Here is a 19924-nt window from a genome sequence, read left to right on the forward strand (position 1 = left end):
CTTTACACGTTATTTTATCCCTTATGTTTTTATTTTATAAGGGAAATGGCTCTGAACGAGCGTAATTAATTCTTCTATGGCAATCGGTTTCGTCACAAGTGTACTTTGAACATATTTACAGCCTTCTTGACGGAGGAAGATTGCTTCTTTTTCATTTTCAACACCTTCTGCGATAATTTGCAAATTAAGATCTGTTGCCATATTAATGATAGACTTTAGAACAATTTTCTTCTTAAGAGAGTCGATTGAGATAAGTGAACGATCAAGTTTAACCATATCAAATGGATAACGTACGAGATAGGTCAGAGACGAATAACCTGTTCCAAAATTATCGAGTGCGAGATTCATTCCAAGTGTTTTAATTTGTTCAAGAAAGTGCGCTGATTGTTCAGGATTATTTCTTAAGACAAATTCAGATATTTCAATCATCAGACGCCCTTTGTGGAGCGGATGGCGAAGCAAAGCGGCACGCAATTGACTGATAAAACGAGGATGAATCATTTCTGCGCTTGGTAAATTAATTGAAATAAAGAAAGATTGTTGGGAAAACTTTTCTTGTACATTTATAAGATCAATAATGGCATTATCAATGATAAATTGTGACAAATCCATAACAATTTGTTCATTTTCTACGATTTTTATGAAATCAGAGACATTTAAATTTCCATAAGTGGGGTGATGCCATTCTACAATTGTTTCAAAACCAATAATATGTCCGTCTGATAAATTAAGAATAGGATGGTAGAGGATTTTCATCTCATTACGTTTTATGGCATAATGAACATCTTTCTCCAGAGTATTATGTTCGAGACCCAAAGTGCGAAAATTAGGACGAAAAGGTTCAATATGGTTCCCACCCATTTGTTTTGCGCGAATCATCGCTAACTCACTATCATTAAAAATATCTTTAGCCGTCGATCGGCTTTCACTCCATGTAACCAATCCGATAGAGGTTGAAAGGATTATTTTATTTTCTGAAAGTGAAATAGGTGCTGAAATTGTTTTGTGCAAATGATCTGCAAATGCTGCAATTTTTTGTGGTTCGGTTTCACTGAGTAAAATAATTGCAAAGCGGTCTGCTGAAAGACGCGATAAGGTGTCTTGAAAGTTAATGAGACGATTTAAACGACGTGCGATTATAAGCAGTACAGTATCCCCAACTGCTATGCCTAATTTGCGATTAATTTGGCGAAAATTGTCAAAATCAATCATAAAGACAGTCGGTCTAATTTTGATATTTGCTTTCGCTAAAGAGGTATAATTTTGTAGTCTATCAAAGAAAATTTGTTGGTTAGGAAGTCCAGTTAAGCTGTCGTGGATTGCATCATGCAATAAGCGTTCTTCGGATTTTTTATGGTTAGTAATATTGACAATGGTTCCAATGACACGTGTGATTTTTCCATCTTTTTGCATAGCCGGACGTGCACGAAGAGAAAACCAATGATAATAACCACCACCGGAAGAAAGCCGAAAAATTTGATCAATGCGCCCTTTTTTATTTTTAAGAATGATATCCAATACGGCTTGAAAGCGTTCACGATCATCATGGTGCAAGGCTGAAATCCAGTTGCGCATAGGTCCATTGAGGTTATGAATTTCAGTACCAAAAAGGGTTGCCATGTTTGGATGTACAACAATACGATCACGCTCAATATTCCAATCCCAAATAATATTTCCAGCTCCCTTTGCTGCGAGTACTTGTTGTTCAAGGTCGGAAAATATTCCTTCATGGAAAGCGTCATTAGAAAAAGTTTGTTGCAGGACAGTAAAGCTTATGAGAAGAACAATGAGCACTAATCCCCCTGCTAATGCTGGCTGGATAATATCATTGTTTAAATGTCCAGCTATGCAGGTATAGGCTCCAACACACCAAAAGCTAATGAGCAACCATGTTGGAATAAGCATAATGGCGCGGTCATAGCTTCTGATTGAGAAATAGATGATTAATATTATACCAAGCACAGCGGTAAGGCCAAAAGACAAACGCGCAATTCCAGCTGCTCTGATGGGATCGTAAATAGCAAAGGCTCCTAGACTGCAAAACGCAATGGTCCAAGCGATAGCACCGTAACTAAAATGATAATGCCAGCGGTTAAGGCTGAGATAGGTAAAAAGAAAAATGAAGAGTGTAGCAGTAAGTGCTACTTCTGTACCAGCACGCCAGATTGGTTGGGTTGTGAGTGTAACTGCAAAGAATTTATTTAAAAAGTTGAAGTCAATACCAATATAAAAAAGCACTGCCCAAGCAACTGCCGCTGTTGCAGGAAACAGCCCCGTTCCACGGACGACGAAGAGAACAGTTAACAAAAGCGCTAAGAGACCTGATATCCCAAGAAGAATACCATGATAAAGCGTATAAGAATTAATTGCATCTTTATAAGCTTCAGGTTGCCATAAATAGATTTGCGGTAGATTTGCAGAGTTAAGTTCGGCCACAAATGTAATAACAGCACCAGGGTTAAGGGTAATACGAAAGATATCAGAGTTTGCACTAAGTTGACGATCGAGGGAAAAACCTTCGCTTGGCGTTATGGATTGAATCCTTGATGATCCAAGGTCTGGCCAAAAAAATCCAGAACGTGCCATGCGGTAATGGGGGGCAACGATGAGACGATCAACTTGTTCATCTGTTGGATTTGCAAGAGAAAAAACTGCCCAATTTCCGGAAAATTTTTCATTTTTTGCCTGCACTTCAATACGCCATACAATACCATCTGGTCCTGGTGCTGTACTTGTTTGAAAAATAGAGTTGTTTGTATGGTGAATTTCAATTGCTTTTGAGAGATCAAGAGCAGCATCTTGAGAAGAAATTTTAACTGGTTCAATTGCTTGTGCTGATGTAAGATGGACAAAAGAACTAACGACTACAATGAAAATGATGTCAATTATTTTACGCAAACTCTTCACAATGTCCCACTCTCAATATTTTAGGATGTTTAATTTTCATTTCGACTTTTGAGAAAAAACGTCCACCTTTTATAATTTATTTACATAATAAATTGTTATCACTTTTTCTTAAGTTATGTGATTTTATATACAAATAGACCACACACCCATTTGCTTCAATGGAACCTGAAGCGAATGAAGTTTTATATTTTAAAAGTGCAAAGTTAAACCATGAATTTTCAGATTTCACGGATATACCTTCACTTATTAGAATCTTTATCACATGAAGTATGAATTGGGTAGTTTTGTACGCCTATTTGCCCAATATTTCCAAAACTTATTTAATGAGGAGAGCTTTTGTGGTAAATTTTATGATAAAATATGTGACGTTATTGTGATGTTGCATTGAAAAGAAGTTTTTACTTTAGCTTGTATGAAAGAGTTGACGTTAAATCATCAAAATTTATAAGGGGTCCTACAGGTCCGACAGCAGTTAGTGTTGGAGTGGAGTTTGTAAAAAGACGATGTGCTAAATCAGTTAATCTTTTAGGAGTGATGAGATTGAGGCGTTCAATTGTTTCCGATATTGGAATTGGTCGACCATAAAGGAGTATTTGGCGAGCAATGAGATGTGCTTGACTAGAGGGATTTTCCTGTGACATTGTCAGATTTGCACGATATTGCGTTTGTGCTCGTTGCAGTTCGTTGGCGTGAATATTTTTGCTGACCTTGGAAAGTTCATCAAGAATCACAGGAATAAGTTCTTTGAGCCCTTCTTGTCCGGTAGCTGCGTGAACACCAAAAAGCCCAGTATCTGAAAATCCCCAATGAAAAGCATAAATAGAATAGCATAATCCACGTTTCTCTCTTACCTCTTGAAAAAGACGTGAAGACATACCACCACCAAGAATGATTGAAAGAATTTGGGCTGCATAAAAATCACGCGCGTGATAAGCACGCCCTTCAAACCCTAGAACAACTTGTGTATCCATTAAATCGCGATATTCACGAAAGTCGCCACCGACATAATTTGCAAGATTAGTAAGAGGTGCGGTTGAATGGGAGCGAAAAGTACCAAGACGACTTTCAACTTCTCGCAAGAAACTTTCGTGCTTTACAGCTCCTGCAGCAACGACAATCATACGATCTGCACTATATTGTTTATTGATGAAATCATGGAGATCATTAGATGTAAATGATTGAATAGTTTTAGCTGTTCCTAAAATAGAGCGTCCAAGGGATTGATGACGAAAGGCTGTTTCTGTAAAGTGATCAAAAACAATATCATCAGGAGTGTCATGGGCAGCACCAATTTCCTGAAAGATTACTTGTTTTTCTCGTTCTAGTTCATCGTCGTCAAATTTTGAATGCATTAAAATATCGGCTAAAATGTCTATAGCAAGTGGGATATCGCTTTTAAGTACACGTGCAAAGTAAGCTGTTGTTTCAATACTGGTTGTAGCATTGATTTCACCGCCAACATCTTCAATATCGGTTGCAATTTGAAAAGCAGTACGGTTTTCGGTTCCTTTAAAAGCCATATGCTCAAGAAGATGAGCAATACCATGCTGTGTGGAGGTTTCATTGCGTGAGCCCACTTTAACCCATATTCCGAGAGCAACACTATCAATTTGTTGCATTGTATGTGTGGCGATAGTCAAACCATTACTAAGGCGACATATATCTACATCCATGTATCTACAACTCCATTAAATAAGCTAAACACCTCATTGTAAGGGTATCAGAATATTCTTGATTTAAATTAATGCAGCTAACTTTAATAAGATGCACGCGATTTTAAAGAAATATAATCTTTTACTATTTTTTCATCATTAGCAAGATTTATAAAATGTTCTTCGTGTTTCATTACATCATTGAGATGAGATGGCCATGGAGCATGAAGGCCACAAGCGCTTTTAATAGTATCAGGAAATTTAGCTGGATGAGCCGTGGCAAGAACGATCATTGGAATATGCGGTTTTTTGTTTTCACGCGCTACTTGAAGAGCGACCGCTGTATGTGGATCAACAAGATAGCCACTTTCCTTATAGACACTATCAATTGTTTGAGCTGTTGCAGCCATGTTGCTTTTTCCAGCGGAAAATAGGGAACGAATATTTTTGAGTTGCTTTTCATCAAGAGTAAAGAGCCCCGTTTTTTTCAAGTTTTCCATTGCATTGCGAATCCACATTGGATCACGATTGCCACTTTCAAAGAGCAAACGTTCAAAATTAGAAGAGACCTGAATATCCATAGAAGGTGATGTTGTATGGACTATTGGTTGTGTTTCGTAAGTACCACTGGTCAATGTACGTACAAGGATGTCGTTATCATTCGTTGCGATGACCAGTTGAGCAATGGGTAATCCCATACGGGCTGCGACATAACCTGCAAAAATATCACCAAAATTTCCAGTAGGAACAGTAAATGAAACAGCTCTATCAGGTGCTCCTAAAGAAAGTGCAGATGAAAAATAGTAAACAATTTGCGCCATGATACGCGCCCAATTTATAGAATTAACACCTGAAAGTGCTCTTTTTTTACGAAAATTGTGGTCATTAAACATTGCTTTGACAAGAGCTTGGCAATCATCAAAATTTCCTTCAATGGCAATGGCATGAACATTGGAACAATGATTGGTTGTCATTTGCCGTTGTTGAACAGGCGATACACGTCCTTTAGGAAATAAAATAAAAATATCTGAGTGTTCTTTTCCAGCAAAAGCTTGTATCGCAGCTCCTCCTGTATCACCTGATGTTGCAGCAATAATCGTTGCACATCTATTTTTTTCAGTCAAAACATAATCCATCAGTCGAGAAAGAAACTGCATTGCTACATCTTTAAAAGCTAAAGTAGGACCATGAAAGAGTTCAAGGATAAATTCATCTGCTCCAGTTTGTCGTAACGGACAGATTGCTGGATGGTGAAAGGTTGCATAAGATTCAGCGATCATATTTTCAAAAGCTGTATATTCGATTTCGTTATTCACAAAGGGCCACAGAATAGTTTTAGCAATTGTTGTATAGGACTGACCACGAAGTGCTCGTAACGCATCAAATGATAGCTGAGGAAATTTATCTGGCAAATAAAGTCCCCCATCACTTGCCAACCCTGTCATGATTGTTTCCGTAAAGCTTAAAGCAGGAGCTTCACCTCTCGTGCTGATATATTCCATAAATCTTATCCTTTTTTTATTTCTGGCAAATTGGTGAAGTTATTTATTTCACGTTTTTCATAATATTTAAATTATTAAATGGATAGAGCTTCTTTTCTTCTTTTTAACTCAATAATGAAAGGAAATAGCCTTAAGCATTTTTATTTTTGAGATATAAACGCCAAATGTTCACAGAAAATCTGTTACAGTCAAAAATTTTCTCTCTATTATTCATTCACTTAGATTTTACAACGTATCTTCAGTTGTACACCTTCTTAAATAATAAAATTAAATAGATAGAATAGTATTTACTGAAGAACTTTGTATAAAAATCAATCATTCATAGTTATTTTATACTCTTAATACTCTGTAACAATTAAATCTGCTAAACGAAATGTTAAAATGATACATCCCAAGACTCACATTGGAAGATTTATAAGGTAATTTTATGGCATTTCGTGCGCAAATCTATACTTTGAATAATCTTTTTTAGCTTAATTTATTACTTTGTATAATAATAGATATTATATTTGTGCTATACAGTATGGTAGCCTAAAGGTTATCCATAGAAAACATACAACAGCCTGCTAAATGATGGGAAGCAGGCTGTAAAGTATTTTCATTTTAAATAGAAAAAAATAACTAAGTATCTTTGAATTATTTGCCTTTAATTTTTCCTATTGCCCATCCGATTATCCCACTAAATATGGCCATAACAGATCCAGTCAAGAATCCAAAACCCAAAGCTCCTACTGTAGAAAAAACTCCTAGCGTAATTGGTTCAAACACTTTCTCAAATTTTCCTTCAAAGGCAGATTCACTTTTTGCTCTATGAGTGAAACTTGGGACATAAAGAGCAGCTATATCGATAGCTTTTTTCTTTCCTTGTTCTATTAGAGAGACAGTTTCCCATTGAGTATCATTTTTCAAATGATTGGCATGAACATTTATAATTTGTGAAAGCAAAAAAGCAACTGCTATAAAAATATTTAATACGTAAGTTTTCAATACTTTAATCATAGTTTACCACCAATACTTTTATTTTAATCTGAATTGAATAGATGCATCGGCAGAATTAGTGCACATTGAGAGAAACAGAAGCATTTAAAGCTTTTTTCACTCTTAGTGTGATAATTCATTAGTTTTATCATCAACAATGGATAAACACAGAATATGTTCATAGTTTATATTTCATATGAGAAGGTCTTATTCTGATGAAATTTCAATTTTAACGAGATTTAAAATACAATATTATTTTACTTATTATCCATCCTAAAAACATGCCTATCGTACTTGATGCATATCCAAGTGCCATCCCCATACCAAAAGCCCCGAGTGTAAGAGGTTCAACAACCTTTTCAAATTTTCCTTCGACGGTAATTTCATTTTCCATACGACGATTTAGATTTTGTGTATAGAGAGCAATCGTACTGATTGCATCCTTTCTGTTCTGTTCTGTTACAGAAATAAAAATATTCTCACGATGAATATTGTTTTGCAAATAGTTGGCATGTACATTTACAGTCTGTGAAATGTAAAAAACAGATATCATAGAAATAATTAACATATTATTGTTAAAAAAATTAATCATCATTTACCTCAAATACTTTATAGTATTCAATATATATATGTATGTATATAAATTATACTTTGGATTTTTGGATGTAATTTACAGAATTTATAGTTATAGTAAGAGAAGTAGAAGCTTCATTATGTAATAAATTTATAATAATTAATAATAACATAATGAAGCTATGTATTCTATATTTCTACAATAGATTGAATTACTTGAACATCAATACTATGTCATTTATCCAATTTATTATCGATCCTATAAAACTTATTGCATATCCAGCGTACAATAGTCCCCCTCTTACAGTCATAGGCTCAAAGACCTTTTCTAATTTTCCTTCACCTATTGTTCCATGTTCTGTTTGATAATTTACAGACGGAGCATAGAAAGCAGTCGTAGAAACTACATCGGATTTCGCATATTTTACTTGTTCCATTGGGAAAACAGAAAGTTCCTCTTTTGGAGTATCGTTTTTCAAATAGTTTGCATTAACATTTACAGTTTGTGAAATAAAAAAAGTGCTCGCTATAAAAATGCTTAAAATATAATTTTTAAATATTTTTACCATAACTTTACCTCAAATATTTTTAATTTATATATGTAAGAAATATACATAATGTTTATGTATCTCACACTATATACAAGTCATATAGTTCAATATGTATTTTTAGTCAATAATAAAAATACATATAAAAATATACCTATAATTTTTTTACAAACATTATTGTAAAAAAGTAACAGTAATAATTACAAATTATATTTTTAAAAACTTTATAGAATATTTTATTATGTGTTATATATAAAACAGCATATGGTTATCGTATAATTTTTATAAAACGATATTAATATATTTTTTAAATACATTAATAGATAATAAAATTGATCAAAATTTTTACATATTTAATATATAAAAATTTATTTATTATCGATAGTATAATAGAAAACATGAAAATTATGATTTAGTTATAAAAATATTATTAACAATTAAAATATGAATGGATACGATAAAATTTTATTATTTATAGTATTTATTATAGATAGTCATTATTGTATAATGTGTGTTATATAGATATTATTTAAGTTATTATTCAATGGTTATTTAATTGCATTGTGATAGCAGAATAATACTTCTTAATTTACTATTAAATATATACATTTATCTTATAGATAATAATATGTTATAGATACTAAAAAATGTACAATTTTCTCATAGTGTAAAGTAGAGCTCGAATTGGATAGAGATAAATGATATTATCTTTTTATCGCTAATGTGAACGGCATATTACTATGATGCAAGGCAGTGTATAGAAGAATATAATTTAGACATATTTATGAGTGCCGAAAGATCAGCATTAGATAATATTTTCAACACTTTCTTTTTTCCAAACTGAAAAGCCGCTTTTATTTTTAGAAAGTGGATTACTTTTGAAAAGATCTGATTTCATTGCTTATTTAAAAAGTATATTAAATGCTTTCGGAAAATTTTAAGCAACTATTGGTATCTCTGTCGCTTGTTTAACATGATTATATGTTTCATATTTATGTGCTTTTTTAAAGAAACCGTTTTCAAGGTACTCAAGCCTATTTTGCAATGATAGATATGATGATAAAGCCCCCATAATATAAAATTCTTAGGGCATCAGAATTTTTGACGTTTATAAAGAAGAAAGATGGTATTGGCATACACTTTTCTCGCTCCTAATGTTGCTACAATTTTTGCCTTTTAAGATGATTCATTAAAAGGCATTTTTATTTCTTTATTTATTTAATTCAACATATCCAGATTTGAAATGAGAGAATTTTACAATATTCGGTTTTTTTGCTTAATTTGAATAATGATAAATTATGATTATAAATCAATATATTGTCTGTAAATTACTTGGTATGAAATGTTTTTGATAAAAGGTACATCTTCATAAGAGTGTATTCTTTTTGTTTTTTGTAATCTTAGGGAGGTTGTACCAATTGATGCTGTTAAAATACTATTTAAGCAGCAAAGTAAATAAGCCTTCAACAAGTTTATGAGATTTGGATTGAGTAAATATAAGCCTTTGTAACTCAACAAGGACGCATTTGTCATTTTCAATAAAGTCTTGTATTCTATAGAATACGTGAATTTTAATATTGTTTTCCATGATCAATATGCGCATCCCCTACAATTTTACCATAGTGTGTGATTTTTTTGATCAGATGAAAGAGGTTATCAATTTTCACATCTTATCGAGCAAGGCATCGTAATATTCCTTTGTTTGACAAATATAATAATTTATCAGGATAGGCTGCTGTGGTTGGGAGTGGGATATCGGATTTGAGATAGATAAGCAGGGTTTAATTTTTATGAGTTTGTACCCCTGTTTTTTGCTTTTTTAAAAGCACGTACAATGGTTAACTGACTTATGATCTCAATGAGGTGCTATATTTTTCCTTCACATTGAGATGCAATTCACCCGTGTCGTGAATTACGCATTTATTGAAGTTATTATAAAAGGAGCAGCGAGAAGAGAAGGACATTTGAATAAAAATACTTCTTACAATAGTTTACAAATTGATATATTCAAGAGATTTTTTATAATAGATCTCGCCATACTGCCATTGCTTCTAAGACTTCTCCTAAATGAGCATGTTTTGCAATAACTGTTTCTGCACCAGCTTCTGCAAGTGCATTAGAGTGGCCAAGATAGCTATGTGATCCTCCCGTAAAGCCGATGACACGCATTCCTGCTGCTATGGCTGCGTGTACACCATGAAGTGAATCTTCTATAACGATAGTGTTTTGGGGCTCTGCCTGTAATTGTTGTGCGGCAAAAAGAAAAACATCAGGGGCCGGTTTCGTTCTTTTTGTTCCAACTTCAGGTGCTGAAAATATTTTACCTTCAAAAAGGTCATAGAGGTCAACCGTGGTGAGCATCTCTTTTATATCTACGCTTTTTGCATTAGAGCAGATACAGTAGGGATAGCGTGTTTGGATAATTTCTACAGCTTCTCTTACATCATCAATAGCCCGTAATTTAGTTTTTATTTGTGTACGAAAAATATTAGTCATTTGATCTATGAGATGAGCAGAAATAGGTTTTTCTGTTTCCTGTTCAACGTGTTTAAGAATATCGCGAAAGATAAGCCCTGCAAAACGCTCACTCAATTCTTCGGGTGATATTTCATATCCTGTTTGTTTGAGCAATTGAGATCCAATTTTTGCTGCAAGATATTCAGAATCGACGAGAACTCCGTCACAATCAAAAATAATAAGATCTATCTGAGGCATAAGATATTCCTTTACATGTTACGAGATGGACAACTTTCATGAAAACGATATTGAGAAGATCTTATTTCATAAAAATACGCTTTGAAAATGATTCTTAATTCTTTTACGAAATAAAAGATATGGGAACAGTACATTGAAAAAAAGAAAATTAAGGTTTCATTCATATGAAAGTTTTTTTACTAAAAAAACAAAAACAATTATCAATTTTGTAGAACTTTAACGATACGTTTACGCTATTTTGTAAATATAGATTGGTAATGCGGGCCTATAAACTATTTTGGTTGATTATAGGGCAAATTCAGTTAATTTTGTTGGGTTTTTCATGACAGTTATTCAGCTTCAAAAAGATTTCCTTCGTACTCCCTCACAAATGCCATGGCGCAATAAAATTTTTAAAGGAGATTGTGTTTCCGTTTTAGAAAAACTTCCAAAACATTCTGTTGATATGATTTTTGCGGATCCACCCTATAATTTGCAATTGGATGGAGCTTTATACCGTCCAGATCATTCGCTTGTTGATGCGGTTGATGATGCATGGGATCAGTTTGAGAGTTTTGCTGCTTATGATGCTTTTACTCGTGCATGGTTGCTTGCTTGTCGTCGTGTATTAAAACCCAACGGAACACTTTGGGTTATCGGATCTTACCATAATATTTTTCGGGTTGGGACGGCATTACAAGATTTAGGTTTTTGGATGCTTAATGATATTATTTGGCGCAAGAATAATCCGATGCCTAATTTTCGAGGGCGCCGTTTTCAAAATGCTCATGAGACGCTTATTTGGGCCGTGCGAGATCAAAAAGATAAAAAGTACACATTTAATTATGATGCCTTAAAAGCGGCAAATGAAGATCTACAAATGCGTTCAGATTGGCTTTTCCCTCTCTGCACTGGAGCTGAACGTTTAAAGGATGATTCGGGGCGTAAATTACATCCAACACAAAAACCGCAAGCGTTATTAGCGCGTATTATTATGGCTTCTAGTAAACCTGGTGATGTTATTCTCGATCCGTTTTTTGGTTCGGGAACAACAGGTGCTGTTGCCAAGCTTTTAGGGCGTGATTTTGTTGGAATTGAACGCGAGCAAGATTACATCGATGCAGCATGTGAGAGAATCGCGGCGGTTCAACCTTTAGCGCAACCAGAACTAGCGATTTTGGATAGAAAAAAAGCAGAACCGCGCGTAGCATTCAACAGTTTGCTTGAAGCAGGTTTACTCTATCCTGGAGAAGTTCTGTATGATCGTAAGAAGCAAGTATCTGCTATTGTAAGAGCTGATGGTACGATTATGCATGGTGGTGAAGCGGGCTCAATTCACGCAATGGGAAGAAAGGCTCAAGATTCGCAGAGTTGTAATGGTTGGACCTTTTGGTATTATGAGGAAAATGGACGGTTGAAGTCCATAGATCATTTAAGAATGATCATACGTTCACAAATGTTAAAAACGGGTGTTTTATGAACTAAGCTGATCGCTTCATTCTATTGACCACCAATGTACCTGATCTTGATTGAGATGGACGTGAGGGCGTTTTATGCCTTTATTAGATGTTTTTTATTGACACACTAATCTCGCTTGTAAGCGACAAGCGAGTATTTTTATGCTTCTTTTAGAAGAAATTAAAATGAGAAATTTTCACTCTATGTTCTCGTTTTAGTTGCAAAACAGTAAAATTTCAATATAAGCTTATAAAAATGAAATATCAGAATTAAAAGGTTCATTCAGAAGTTCAAAATTAAGTGCTTTTTTGAATACGTACATCTGTAAAGTGCAATATAATATATTGATTATAAATATAATTTAGCGCAACTCATATCGAATTGCCCTCGGAATATCGTCAAGTTTTCTTATTTCAAATTTGTTCCATATTGAATCGATGAAAATTACTTTCTTGCATGTCATAAACGGGGTTGGCGTGTGAATAAAAATTGTTAACGAAAGAACTAAAAGTACCTCTTATAATCCGTTTCACGTACCAAGGGATGTTGAGGGGGCTGGTAAATATAACGATGGTGCTAACTTGCTCCGTCATAAGCGAAAAAAGGATAGATCCTGAAATTTAAATCTAAAGCTTCTAAGCGTTTCTATCCCTCCTTAATTTTTGTCTGTAGAAAAAATTGGTTATTTCATTTTTTAAAATTTTTCTTTTACAGATTAGTAAATGATCGCTAGAGATACAAAAGTCTCCATTAGAAAACATTTTTATGAATAGGGAAGGTTATTTAAATCTAAAAGAATTGGGAAGTGCTACGGAAATGGCTTTTTTCATAACAGTAGGTAATGCTTCTTCGGCAAGATGTTGAATGTTACACCACCAACCATTTTCACAATTCATTTCATGAACATCTTCGGTATAGTAAACATCAAGTTTTAGAGAAAAGTGAGTAAAAACATGCGTAATTTGTCCTTTGAATTGCCAATTGGCAGTAAAGGGTGCGTTTTGTAGCCCATTTTCGTTGTTTATGCCAATATTGTTAGGAATTTGGGTCATTCCACCAAGGAGCTTTTGCGTCTGTCGTTTTTCCAAATAAATTTGTTTCTTTTTATTAAGGACCACAAAAGCAATACCTGTTTTTGAAGGGCGTTCTTTTTTAGGGGCTTTAACTGGAAAAGACTCCGGTTGTTGCATCTTTTCTGCTTTGCATAAACATTGAAGAGGGCAGGTATAACAAGATGGTTTGCGTGGAGTACAAATTGTTGCTCCCAAATCCATCATTGCTTGAGCAAAGTCACCAGGACGATTTAAAGCAGTAATTTTTTGTGTTTTTTCTTTAATTTCAACTTTTGCTTTTTGCAGTATTGAAGTGATAGCAAAAAGTCGCGCTACCACACGTTCGACATTACCATCAACCACTGCTACAGGGTGGTTAAAAGCAATCGCAGCAATGGCTGCGGCAGTATAATCTCCAATACCGGCTAGAGTTCGCAATTCTTTTACAGATTGTGGAAATTGTCCCGCGTAGTTTTCAACAAGCTGTCGCGCACATTTTTTAAGATTACGTGCGCGTGAATAATAACCAAGTCCAGCCCATGCTTTCATGATATCATCTTGGGAGGCTTTTGCTAAAGAGGAAAGATCAGGCCATAGTTTTAGAAACTTTTTAAAATAAGGCTTAACTGTTTCAACGGTTGTTTGTTGAAGCATGATTTCAGAAAGCCAAACTTGATAAGGATCAGGACGGATACCTTGTTTTTGCTTTTCGGGGGTAATCCGCCATGGAAGATGTCTGTGATTTTGATCGTACCAAGCAAGGAGGTGCGAAGAAATTTCATACATGATTGCTTTCAAGCATAGGGAGATATAAAATGCAAAAGAAAAAATTATTTATTTTGTAATTCATGTTTTTTGCTTTTTTATTGTCAAGGCTCTGGTGAGAAAAGGCTTTTTATTTTGTTGATATTTCATAAATTGAGGAGGCAACAATTTTTAGATGAAACAAATGATTTTAATTTAGTAAGCGCTTGAACAATGATCTAAAAATGAGAAAACAACTTAAAAAACGTATCTTTTATTCTCTTTCTGAGGCGGTATACAAAATACTTGATCCAGTTTTACGCAAACGGACAGGGCTTAATGTAGCGCTTATAGAACATTGGCCACAGATTGCAGGCTATGATATCAGTGAACATACAATGCCGCTTAAAATTATTTGGAAACGTCGTGCAGATCAAGATGAAGTTTTTCAGCCAGCAACACTTGTTGTCGCATGTGAAGGATTTGCTGCGTTAAAATTGATGCATGAAACAGAGGAATTACTTCATAGAATTAACGGATTTTTTGGCTATATTGCTATTGATCGCATCAAGATTGAGCAAAGGAGTATGTCGGTTTTTATGAATCACTTGCCTCTAAAACCGCCTTTGAGTGAACAAGACAAAAAATACGTGGAAAAAATGCTTGAAGGAATTGAAGATAAAAGTTTGCACCAAGCACTTTACCAACTTGGCTGTTGCATTTTTTTGGAAAAAAATAATAAATAGAAAGATATTTTATATATTTTTCTTTAATATATGAGAAAGCATTGGATTCCTATTCGTTAATAACAACAGAAAAGTATTATTTATGGTAAAATATCGTTCTTTTTTATCTTTCGGGATAATTTTTCTCTTCATAACGATTGTACAAAACAGTGTAACAGTTGCTTTAGCGCGTGATCCCAAATCAGTGGCAACTGTTGATATGGCAGAGCTTCTCCAATCGGGTAAAGTAAAGGATCGCTTTGAGGGAGAGGCGGATGCACCAGTCGTCATTGTTGAGTATGCTTCGTTGACATGTACCCATTGTGCGCATTTTTATAATGATATACTTCCCCAAATTCGTAAAAAATATATCAAAACAGGAAAAGTAAAACTTATTTTCCGAGAATATGCTTTTGATCCTCGGGCAACAGCAGGTTTTATGTTGGCACGGTGTGCACCGGAAGATCGCTATTTTCCTTTGATAGAAGTTTTATTTCAAAAACAAAATGAATGGGCTTTCGGAAAAAATGCTCTAACACCATTGAAGAAAATTGGCTTAATGGCTGGTTTTACAGATGAAAGTTTTACTGCGTGTTTGAAAAATCAGTCCATTTTAGATGAAGTAAATGCATCTTTTGAACGCGGTAAAGAGCTTGGTGTCACAGCAACACCTACTTTCTTTATTAATGGTAGTAAATATGAAGGTGCCATGAAAGTAGAAGAATTTTTTGCGGTGATTGATAGTTTTCTAAAAAACTGAATCTTAATCTTCCAGAAGATGGATAGTGATACTTTTGGTCATTATCTCTTTTGGAAGGATTAATATTATGCATTTATGAAGCGATATCGTTGAGCCAAATTTGAATCAAATCATTGCTTTTAAGTGAGCCTGGGTTGAATGATGTTTTGAAGCTGATATGGGAGGATTTGTACAGTGAAAAAATGGGTTTATAGTTTTGGAGATGGAAAGGCAGAAGGAAGTGCAAGTGAGCGTAACCTTCTCGGAGGTAAAGGGGCTAATTTGGCAGAAATGAGTAATCTTGGTTTGCCCGTACCACCCGGATTTACGCTGACAACAGAAGTTTGTAATTTTTATTATGCCCATGACAAATCATATCCAGAAGAGCTACAGGAATCTGTTAAGCAAGCACTAAGATACGTTGCTGAACAAACAGGACGTGAATTTGGGAATGAACAAAGACCACTTTTGCTGTCTGTTCGTTCAGGGGCTAGGGCTTCTATGCCAGGGATGATGGATACAGTGCTGAACCTTGGCATGAATGATAAAACTGTAAAAGCAATTGCTTTACAAGCCAATAATGAACGTTTTGCTTATGATAGTTATCGGCGTTTTATCCAAATGTATTCTAACGTTGTTTTGGGGCTAGACCATTCGTATTTTGAAGAGATTCTTGATGAAGTAAAAGCATGCAATGGTTACACTATTGATACAGAAATGACAGCAGATGATTGGAAGAATGTTATTATTTCTTATAAAGCCTATGTTGAAGAAAAATTAGGAACCCCTTTTCCACAAGATCCTGAACAACAGTTATGGGGGGCGATTGGAGCCGTTTTTTCAAGTTGGATGACAGCACGTGCAGTTACTTATCGCCGTTTACATAGCATTCCTGAAAGTTGGGGAACGGCAGTTAATGTGCAAGCTATGGTTTTTGGTAACATGGGAGAAGATTCGGCAACGGGCGTTGCTTTTACACGCAATCCATCGACAGGGAAAAAAGAACTTTATGGTGAGTTTTTAGTTAATGCGCAAGGGGAAGATGTTGTGGCGGGCATTCGAACACCTCAAAATATTACAGAAAATGCGCGTATTGTTGCTGGTTCAAATAGACCGTCGTTAGAAAAAATTATGCCTGAGGCTTTTTTGAAATTATGTCAGATTGCGCAGAATCTTGAGCAGCATTATCGGGATATGCAAGATCTCGAATTTACCATTGAAAAAGGTAAATTATGGATGCTTCAGACTCGTTCAGGAAAACGCACGGCTCGTGCGGCTCTCAAGATGGCAATTGAAATGGTTGAGGAGGGGTTAATAAACCGTAAAGAGGCTGTGATGCGTATTGATGCAAAGTCGCTTGACCAACTTTTGCATCCAACACTTGATCCCAAAGCAGAACGTTTTGTTATAGGACGTGGTTTACCTGCTTCTCCTGGAGCCGCAACTGGTGAAATTGTTTTTACTTCAGAAGAGGCAGAAACTGTGTCGGCGGAAGGTCGCAAAGTTATTTTGGTCCGGGTAGAAACAAGCCCAGAAGATATTCATGGTATGCATGCTGCAGAAGGAATTTTAACAACGCGTGGCGGTATGACAAGTCACGCTGCTGTTGTTGCGCGGGGGATGGGAAAACCATGTATTTCTGGTGCTGGCAGTGTGCGGATTGATTATAACACAAATACGTTGTTTGCCTCAGGAGAAAGCCTAAAAAAAGGTGATGTTATCACAATTGATGGTGGAAGTGGAGAAATTTTCAAAGGGAAAGTTGCAATGTTGCAGCCTCAGCTTTGCGGAGACTTTGCAAAATTAATGGAATGGGCTGATGGGATGCGACGTATAAGAGTTCGCGCTAATGCTGATACACCATCTGATGCCCGTATGGGGCGCTCTTTTGGGGCTGAAGGTATAGGTCTTTGCCGTACGGAGCATATGTTTTTTTCTGATGAACGTATCGTTGCCATGCGTGAAATGATTTTAAGTCATGATGAAAGTGGTCGTCGTAAAGCACTAGATAAGCTTTTGCCAATGCAGCGTTCAGATTTTAGTGAATTATTTGAAATTATGTGTGGTTTACCTGTTACTATCCGCTTGCTAGATCCACCATTACATGAATTTTTGCCTAAAACGAAAGCAGAAATTCTTGATGTTGCAACAGCTATGGGGGTTTCTGCTGAAGTGCTTGCTGAACGCACTCAGCAGTTGCACGAATTTAATCCTATGCTTGGATTACGAGGATGCCGTTTAGCTATTACTTATCCTGAAATTGCAGAAATGCAAGCGCGGGCGATTTTTGAAGCAGCAGCAGAAGCTGCCCAAAAATCTGGATCTCCTGTTATGCTTGAAATTATGGTGCCACTGGTTGCGCTTAAATCTGAACTCGATTTTGTGAAAGCGCGTATTGATCAGGTTGCTGAGGAAGTGATGAAAGAAAAGGGAAGCACTATTCAATATATGGTTGGGACGATGATTGAACTTCCAAGAGCGGCGCTTCGAGCAGATGAAATTGCTGAAACTGCTGAATTTTTTTCATTTGGAACAAACGATTTGACACAAACTACTTTTGGGATTTCCCGTGATGATGCAGCTCCTTTTTTGGCAACCTATTTTCAAAAAGGTCTTTTAGAGCAAGATCCTTTTGTGTCTATTGACCGTGATGGAGTAGGGGAACTTATTACCATTGCTGCACAGCGTGGACGCTCAAAGCGTGCAAAAATAAAATTGGGAATTTGCGGTGAACATGGAGGCGATCCTGCCTCTATTGCTTTATGCGAAGAAAATAACCTAGATTATGTTTCGTGTTCTCCTTTTCGAGTGCCAATTGCTCGTTTAGCAGCAGCTCAGGCCGCAATAGCAAAAAGGATGTAATGGGTTAATATTTTTTGTTGTATCGTTATTACTGAAATAAATTTTTATATATTCTTTTATTTTCTTTAATAAAGGGAATAAAAATGCTTCTAAAATGCACGATAAGTTGTGTTACGCGTTAGAGGTTTATGAGAGAAAATATAAAGCACAGGATAGACAAAGATGTATTATTAATGCACTTTTTATTGGCGAACCTCTTGATAGAGAGAAACGTGTTATTGTGCAGTCAATTTACGCGTTTGCTTTTTTATAGGGGAATGAGCTCCTCACGCAAAGTAGAATGCTGCAAACAAATGCATTTTTTTGTGCATCATGCTGTTTGAGATAGACATTTCTCAGTGATGCCCCATTTCACATTGATATTCGTGGAATGGGGATTATGTAAAACTCCCCATAAGTTTATAAAAATCTTCCCAAAATTTATAAACTCCATTATGCACTCCCATCTTTACATTTATAAAGGAATATCAAAGTTACACAATCTATTGATTTATAAAGATAATTTTTTATTTCTCATATTGAAGGAAAGCTGTAAATATCATAAGATCTTCTTATTTCGACTTCTTTTATAATGAATCAATCAAAACCATGTTTTTTGTATGTTACAGGCGGGATGAGCGTCTGTAGGTAAAAAAATAAAGCAAGGATATGCCTCTTATGAAACGTCTCAAGTGAGAGCTATCACAAATTGAAGGTAGGTACAGTGTGTAATGGTGCCGGCTTGCTTCTTCACAAGCGTAAAGATGATGTGCGCTGTCGCGCAGTTGTTGTGGGGGGGGCCTGCTATTATTATTCACGGGCGTTGTTGCAAAGTGGTTTTGGGTGCTTTAGAGATGTTTTTTAAGAAAACCCGTGAATGGCAATCCAAGTATATTCCGTTTGGGACATTTTGTTTTAGGTGAGGGGGAGTGAGACCAAAAAGACATGTGATAAAGTAAGAGCATGAGGCAATAGGTAATTTCCGTTATTTTAAAGATATTGCTTTAGATGTCTTTGAAAGGCGTAAAGCTGAATTAAAAGGAAATGGCAAAGATGAAAAATGGTGTTTACCTTAAAATTTCATATTCTTCCCAAATTAGGCTGTTTTCCTGTTTTAAGAGATTATACAAACAGAGATGCGCAATATTCTTGCCTCCATTTGGCATATAAAAGCTATAACAGCTGAGAGAAGTACTAAACTGTCTTAACATTTTTTTCAAATATACTGCTGCGGTAAGTTTGGATGTTGATTTATAGACAATACTAAACGCACACGCTCTCTTAAGAAGACAATGTCATAAAACACATAACTTTCCAGCAATAGATTAGAGAGAAGTGCCGGTTTTTTATCAGACACTTTGCAAAACAACAACCATAACACAATTAGCTTTACGTCTACTTATCCTTACAGGTGTTTGCACAAATTCTTTGCATCATATTTATAAAGATCAAATTGACGATAATATATGGACAATTCGTGGTTCGATAATATGAAAGGTTTACGTGATACT

At 35.4% G+C, this 19924-nt stretch carries 13 protein-coding genes; 5 read left to right on the top strand and 8 right to left on the bottom strand.

What is annotated here, in order from left to right:
* Positions 1-21: 21 nt before the first annotated feature.
* The 7 genes from ACFINW_RS01925 to ACFINW_RS01955 form a co-directional block, all read right to left on the bottom strand.
* Positions 22-2907, bottom strand: coding sequence for an EAL domain-containing protein (locus ACFINW_RS01925; RefSeq protein WP_375620659.1), 2886 nt, complete (start codon positions 2905-2907; stop codon positions 22-24).
* A gap of 398 nt (positions 2908-3305) precedes the next feature.
* Complete coding sequence (locus ACFINW_RS01930) at positions 3306-4580, bottom strand: M16 family metallopeptidase (RefSeq protein WP_375640293.1); 1275 nt, start codon at positions 4578-4580, stop codon at positions 3306-3308.
* A gap of 83 nt (positions 4581-4663) precedes the next feature.
* Positions 4664-6061, bottom strand: a complete 1398-nt coding sequence (gene thrC / locus ACFINW_RS01935) for a threonine synthase (protein WP_375611136.1) — start codon at positions 6059-6061, stop codon at positions 4664-4666.
* 636 nt (positions 6062-6697) lie between these two features.
* A complete protein-coding gene (locus tag ACFINW_RS01940) occupies positions 6698-7060 on the bottom strand; it encodes a hypothetical protein (protein ID WP_375629499.1) in 363 nt (120 codons plus the stop codon).
* 208 nt (positions 7061-7268) lie between these two features.
* Complete coding sequence (locus tag ACFINW_RS01945) at positions 7269-7634, bottom strand: hypothetical protein (RefSeq protein ID WP_375673713.1); 366 nt, start codon at positions 7632-7634, stop codon at positions 7269-7271.
* 190 nt (positions 7635-7824) lie between these two features.
* On the bottom strand, positions 7825-8181 hold the full coding sequence (locus ACFINW_RS01950; protein ID WP_375620662.1) for a hypothetical protein: 357 nt from the start codon (positions 8179-8181) through the stop codon (positions 7825-7827).
* Positions 8182-10179: 1998 nt separating this feature from the next.
* Complete coding sequence (locus ACFINW_RS01955) at positions 10180-10875, bottom strand: HAD family hydrolase (protein WP_375620663.1); 696 nt, start codon at positions 10873-10875, stop codon at positions 10180-10182.
* A 370-nt stretch (positions 10876-11245) separates the two neighbouring features.
* On the opposite strand from ACFINW_RS01955, the gene ACFINW_RS01960 reads away from it, so the two are divergent.
* A complete protein-coding gene (locus ACFINW_RS01960; RefSeq protein WP_375613050.1) occupies positions 11246-12334 on the top strand; it encodes a site-specific DNA-methyltransferase in 1089 nt (362 codons plus the stop codon).
* 757 nt (positions 12335-13091) lie between these two features.
* Here ACFINW_RS01960 and mutY read toward each other — a convergent pair.
* On the bottom strand, positions 13092-14150 hold the full coding sequence (gene mutY / locus ACFINW_RS01965; RefSeq protein ID WP_375620664.1) for an A/G-specific adenine glycosylase: 1059 nt from the start codon (positions 14148-14150) through the stop codon (positions 13092-13094).
* A 203-nt stretch (positions 14151-14353) separates the two neighbouring features.
* Here mutY and ACFINW_RS01970 point away from each other — a divergent pair, with 203 nt between their 5' ends.
* The 4 genes from ACFINW_RS01970 to ACFINW_RS01985 all read left to right on the top strand — a co-directional run bounded on the left by ACFINW_RS01970 (position 14354) and on the right by ACFINW_RS01985 (position 19278).
* Positions 14354-14854: a DUF721 domain-containing protein gene (locus ACFINW_RS01970; RefSeq protein WP_375611142.1), complete on the top strand. Its 501-nt coding sequence runs from the start codon at positions 14354-14356 to the stop codon at positions 14852-14854.
* Positions 14855-14936: 82 nt separating this feature from the next.
* On the top strand, positions 14937-15593 hold the full coding sequence (locus tag ACFINW_RS01975; RefSeq protein ID WP_375620665.1) for a DsbA family protein: 657 nt from the start codon (positions 14937-14939) through the stop codon (positions 15591-15593).
* Positions 15594-15767: 174 nt separating this feature from the next.
* The gene (gene ppdK, locus ACFINW_RS01980; protein WP_375629487.1) at positions 15768-18434 is read left to right on the top strand and encodes a pyruvate, phosphate dikinase; all 2667 of its coding nucleotides are present in this window, start codon (positions 15768-15770) and stop codon (positions 18432-18434) included.
* Between the two features lie 703 nt (positions 18435-19137).
* Positions 19138-19278, top strand: coding sequence for a hypothetical protein (locus tag ACFINW_RS01985; protein ID WP_375673715.1), 141 nt, complete (start codon positions 19138-19140; stop codon positions 19276-19278).
* Positions 19279-19924: the final 646 nt, after the last annotated feature.

The organism is Bartonella sp. AA18HLJMS (assembly GCF_042197245.1).
Taxonomy (GTDB): domain Bacteria; phylum Pseudomonadota; class Alphaproteobacteria; order Rhizobiales; family Rhizobiaceae; genus Bartonella.

Excerpts from the sequence above, each read along its gene's own strand:
- ACFINW_RS01930 (WP_375640293.1), bottom strand. The coding sequence starts at position 4,580 with ATGGATGTAGATATATGTCGCCTTAGTAATGGTTTGACTATCGCCACA.
- thrC (WP_375611136.1), bottom strand. The coding sequence starts at position 6,061 with ATGGAATATATCAGCACGAGAGGTGAAGCTCCTGCTTTAAGCTTTACG.
- ACFINW_RS01940 (WP_375629499.1), bottom strand. The coding sequence starts at position 7,060 with ATGATTAAAGTATTGAAAACTTACGTATTAAATATTTTTATAGCAGTT.
- ACFINW_RS01945 (WP_375673713.1), bottom strand. The coding sequence starts at position 7,634 with ATGATGATTAATTTTTTTAACAATAATATGTTAATTATTTCTATGATA.
- ACFINW_RS01950 (WP_375620662.1), bottom strand. The coding sequence starts at position 8,181 with ATGGTAAAAATATTTAAAAATTATATTTTAAGCATTTTTATAGCGAGC.
- ACFINW_RS01955 (WP_375620663.1), bottom strand. The coding sequence starts at position 10,875 with ATGCCTCAGATAGATCTTATTATTTTTGATTGTGACGGAGTTCTCGTC.
- ACFINW_RS01960 (WP_375613050.1), top strand. The coding sequence starts at position 11,246 with ATGCCATGGCGCAATAAAATTTTTAAAGGAGATTGTGTTTCCGTTTTA.
- mutY (WP_375620664.1), bottom strand. The coding sequence starts at position 14,150 with ATGTATGAAATTTCTTCGCACCTCCTTGCTTGGTACGATCAAAATCAC.
- ACFINW_RS01970 (WP_375611142.1), top strand. The coding sequence starts at position 14,354 with ATGAGAAAACAACTTAAAAAACGTATCTTTTATTCTCTTTCTGAGGCG.
- ACFINW_RS01975 (WP_375620665.1), top strand. The coding sequence starts at position 14,937 with ATGGTAAAATATCGTTCTTTTTTATCTTTCGGGATAATTTTTCTCTTC.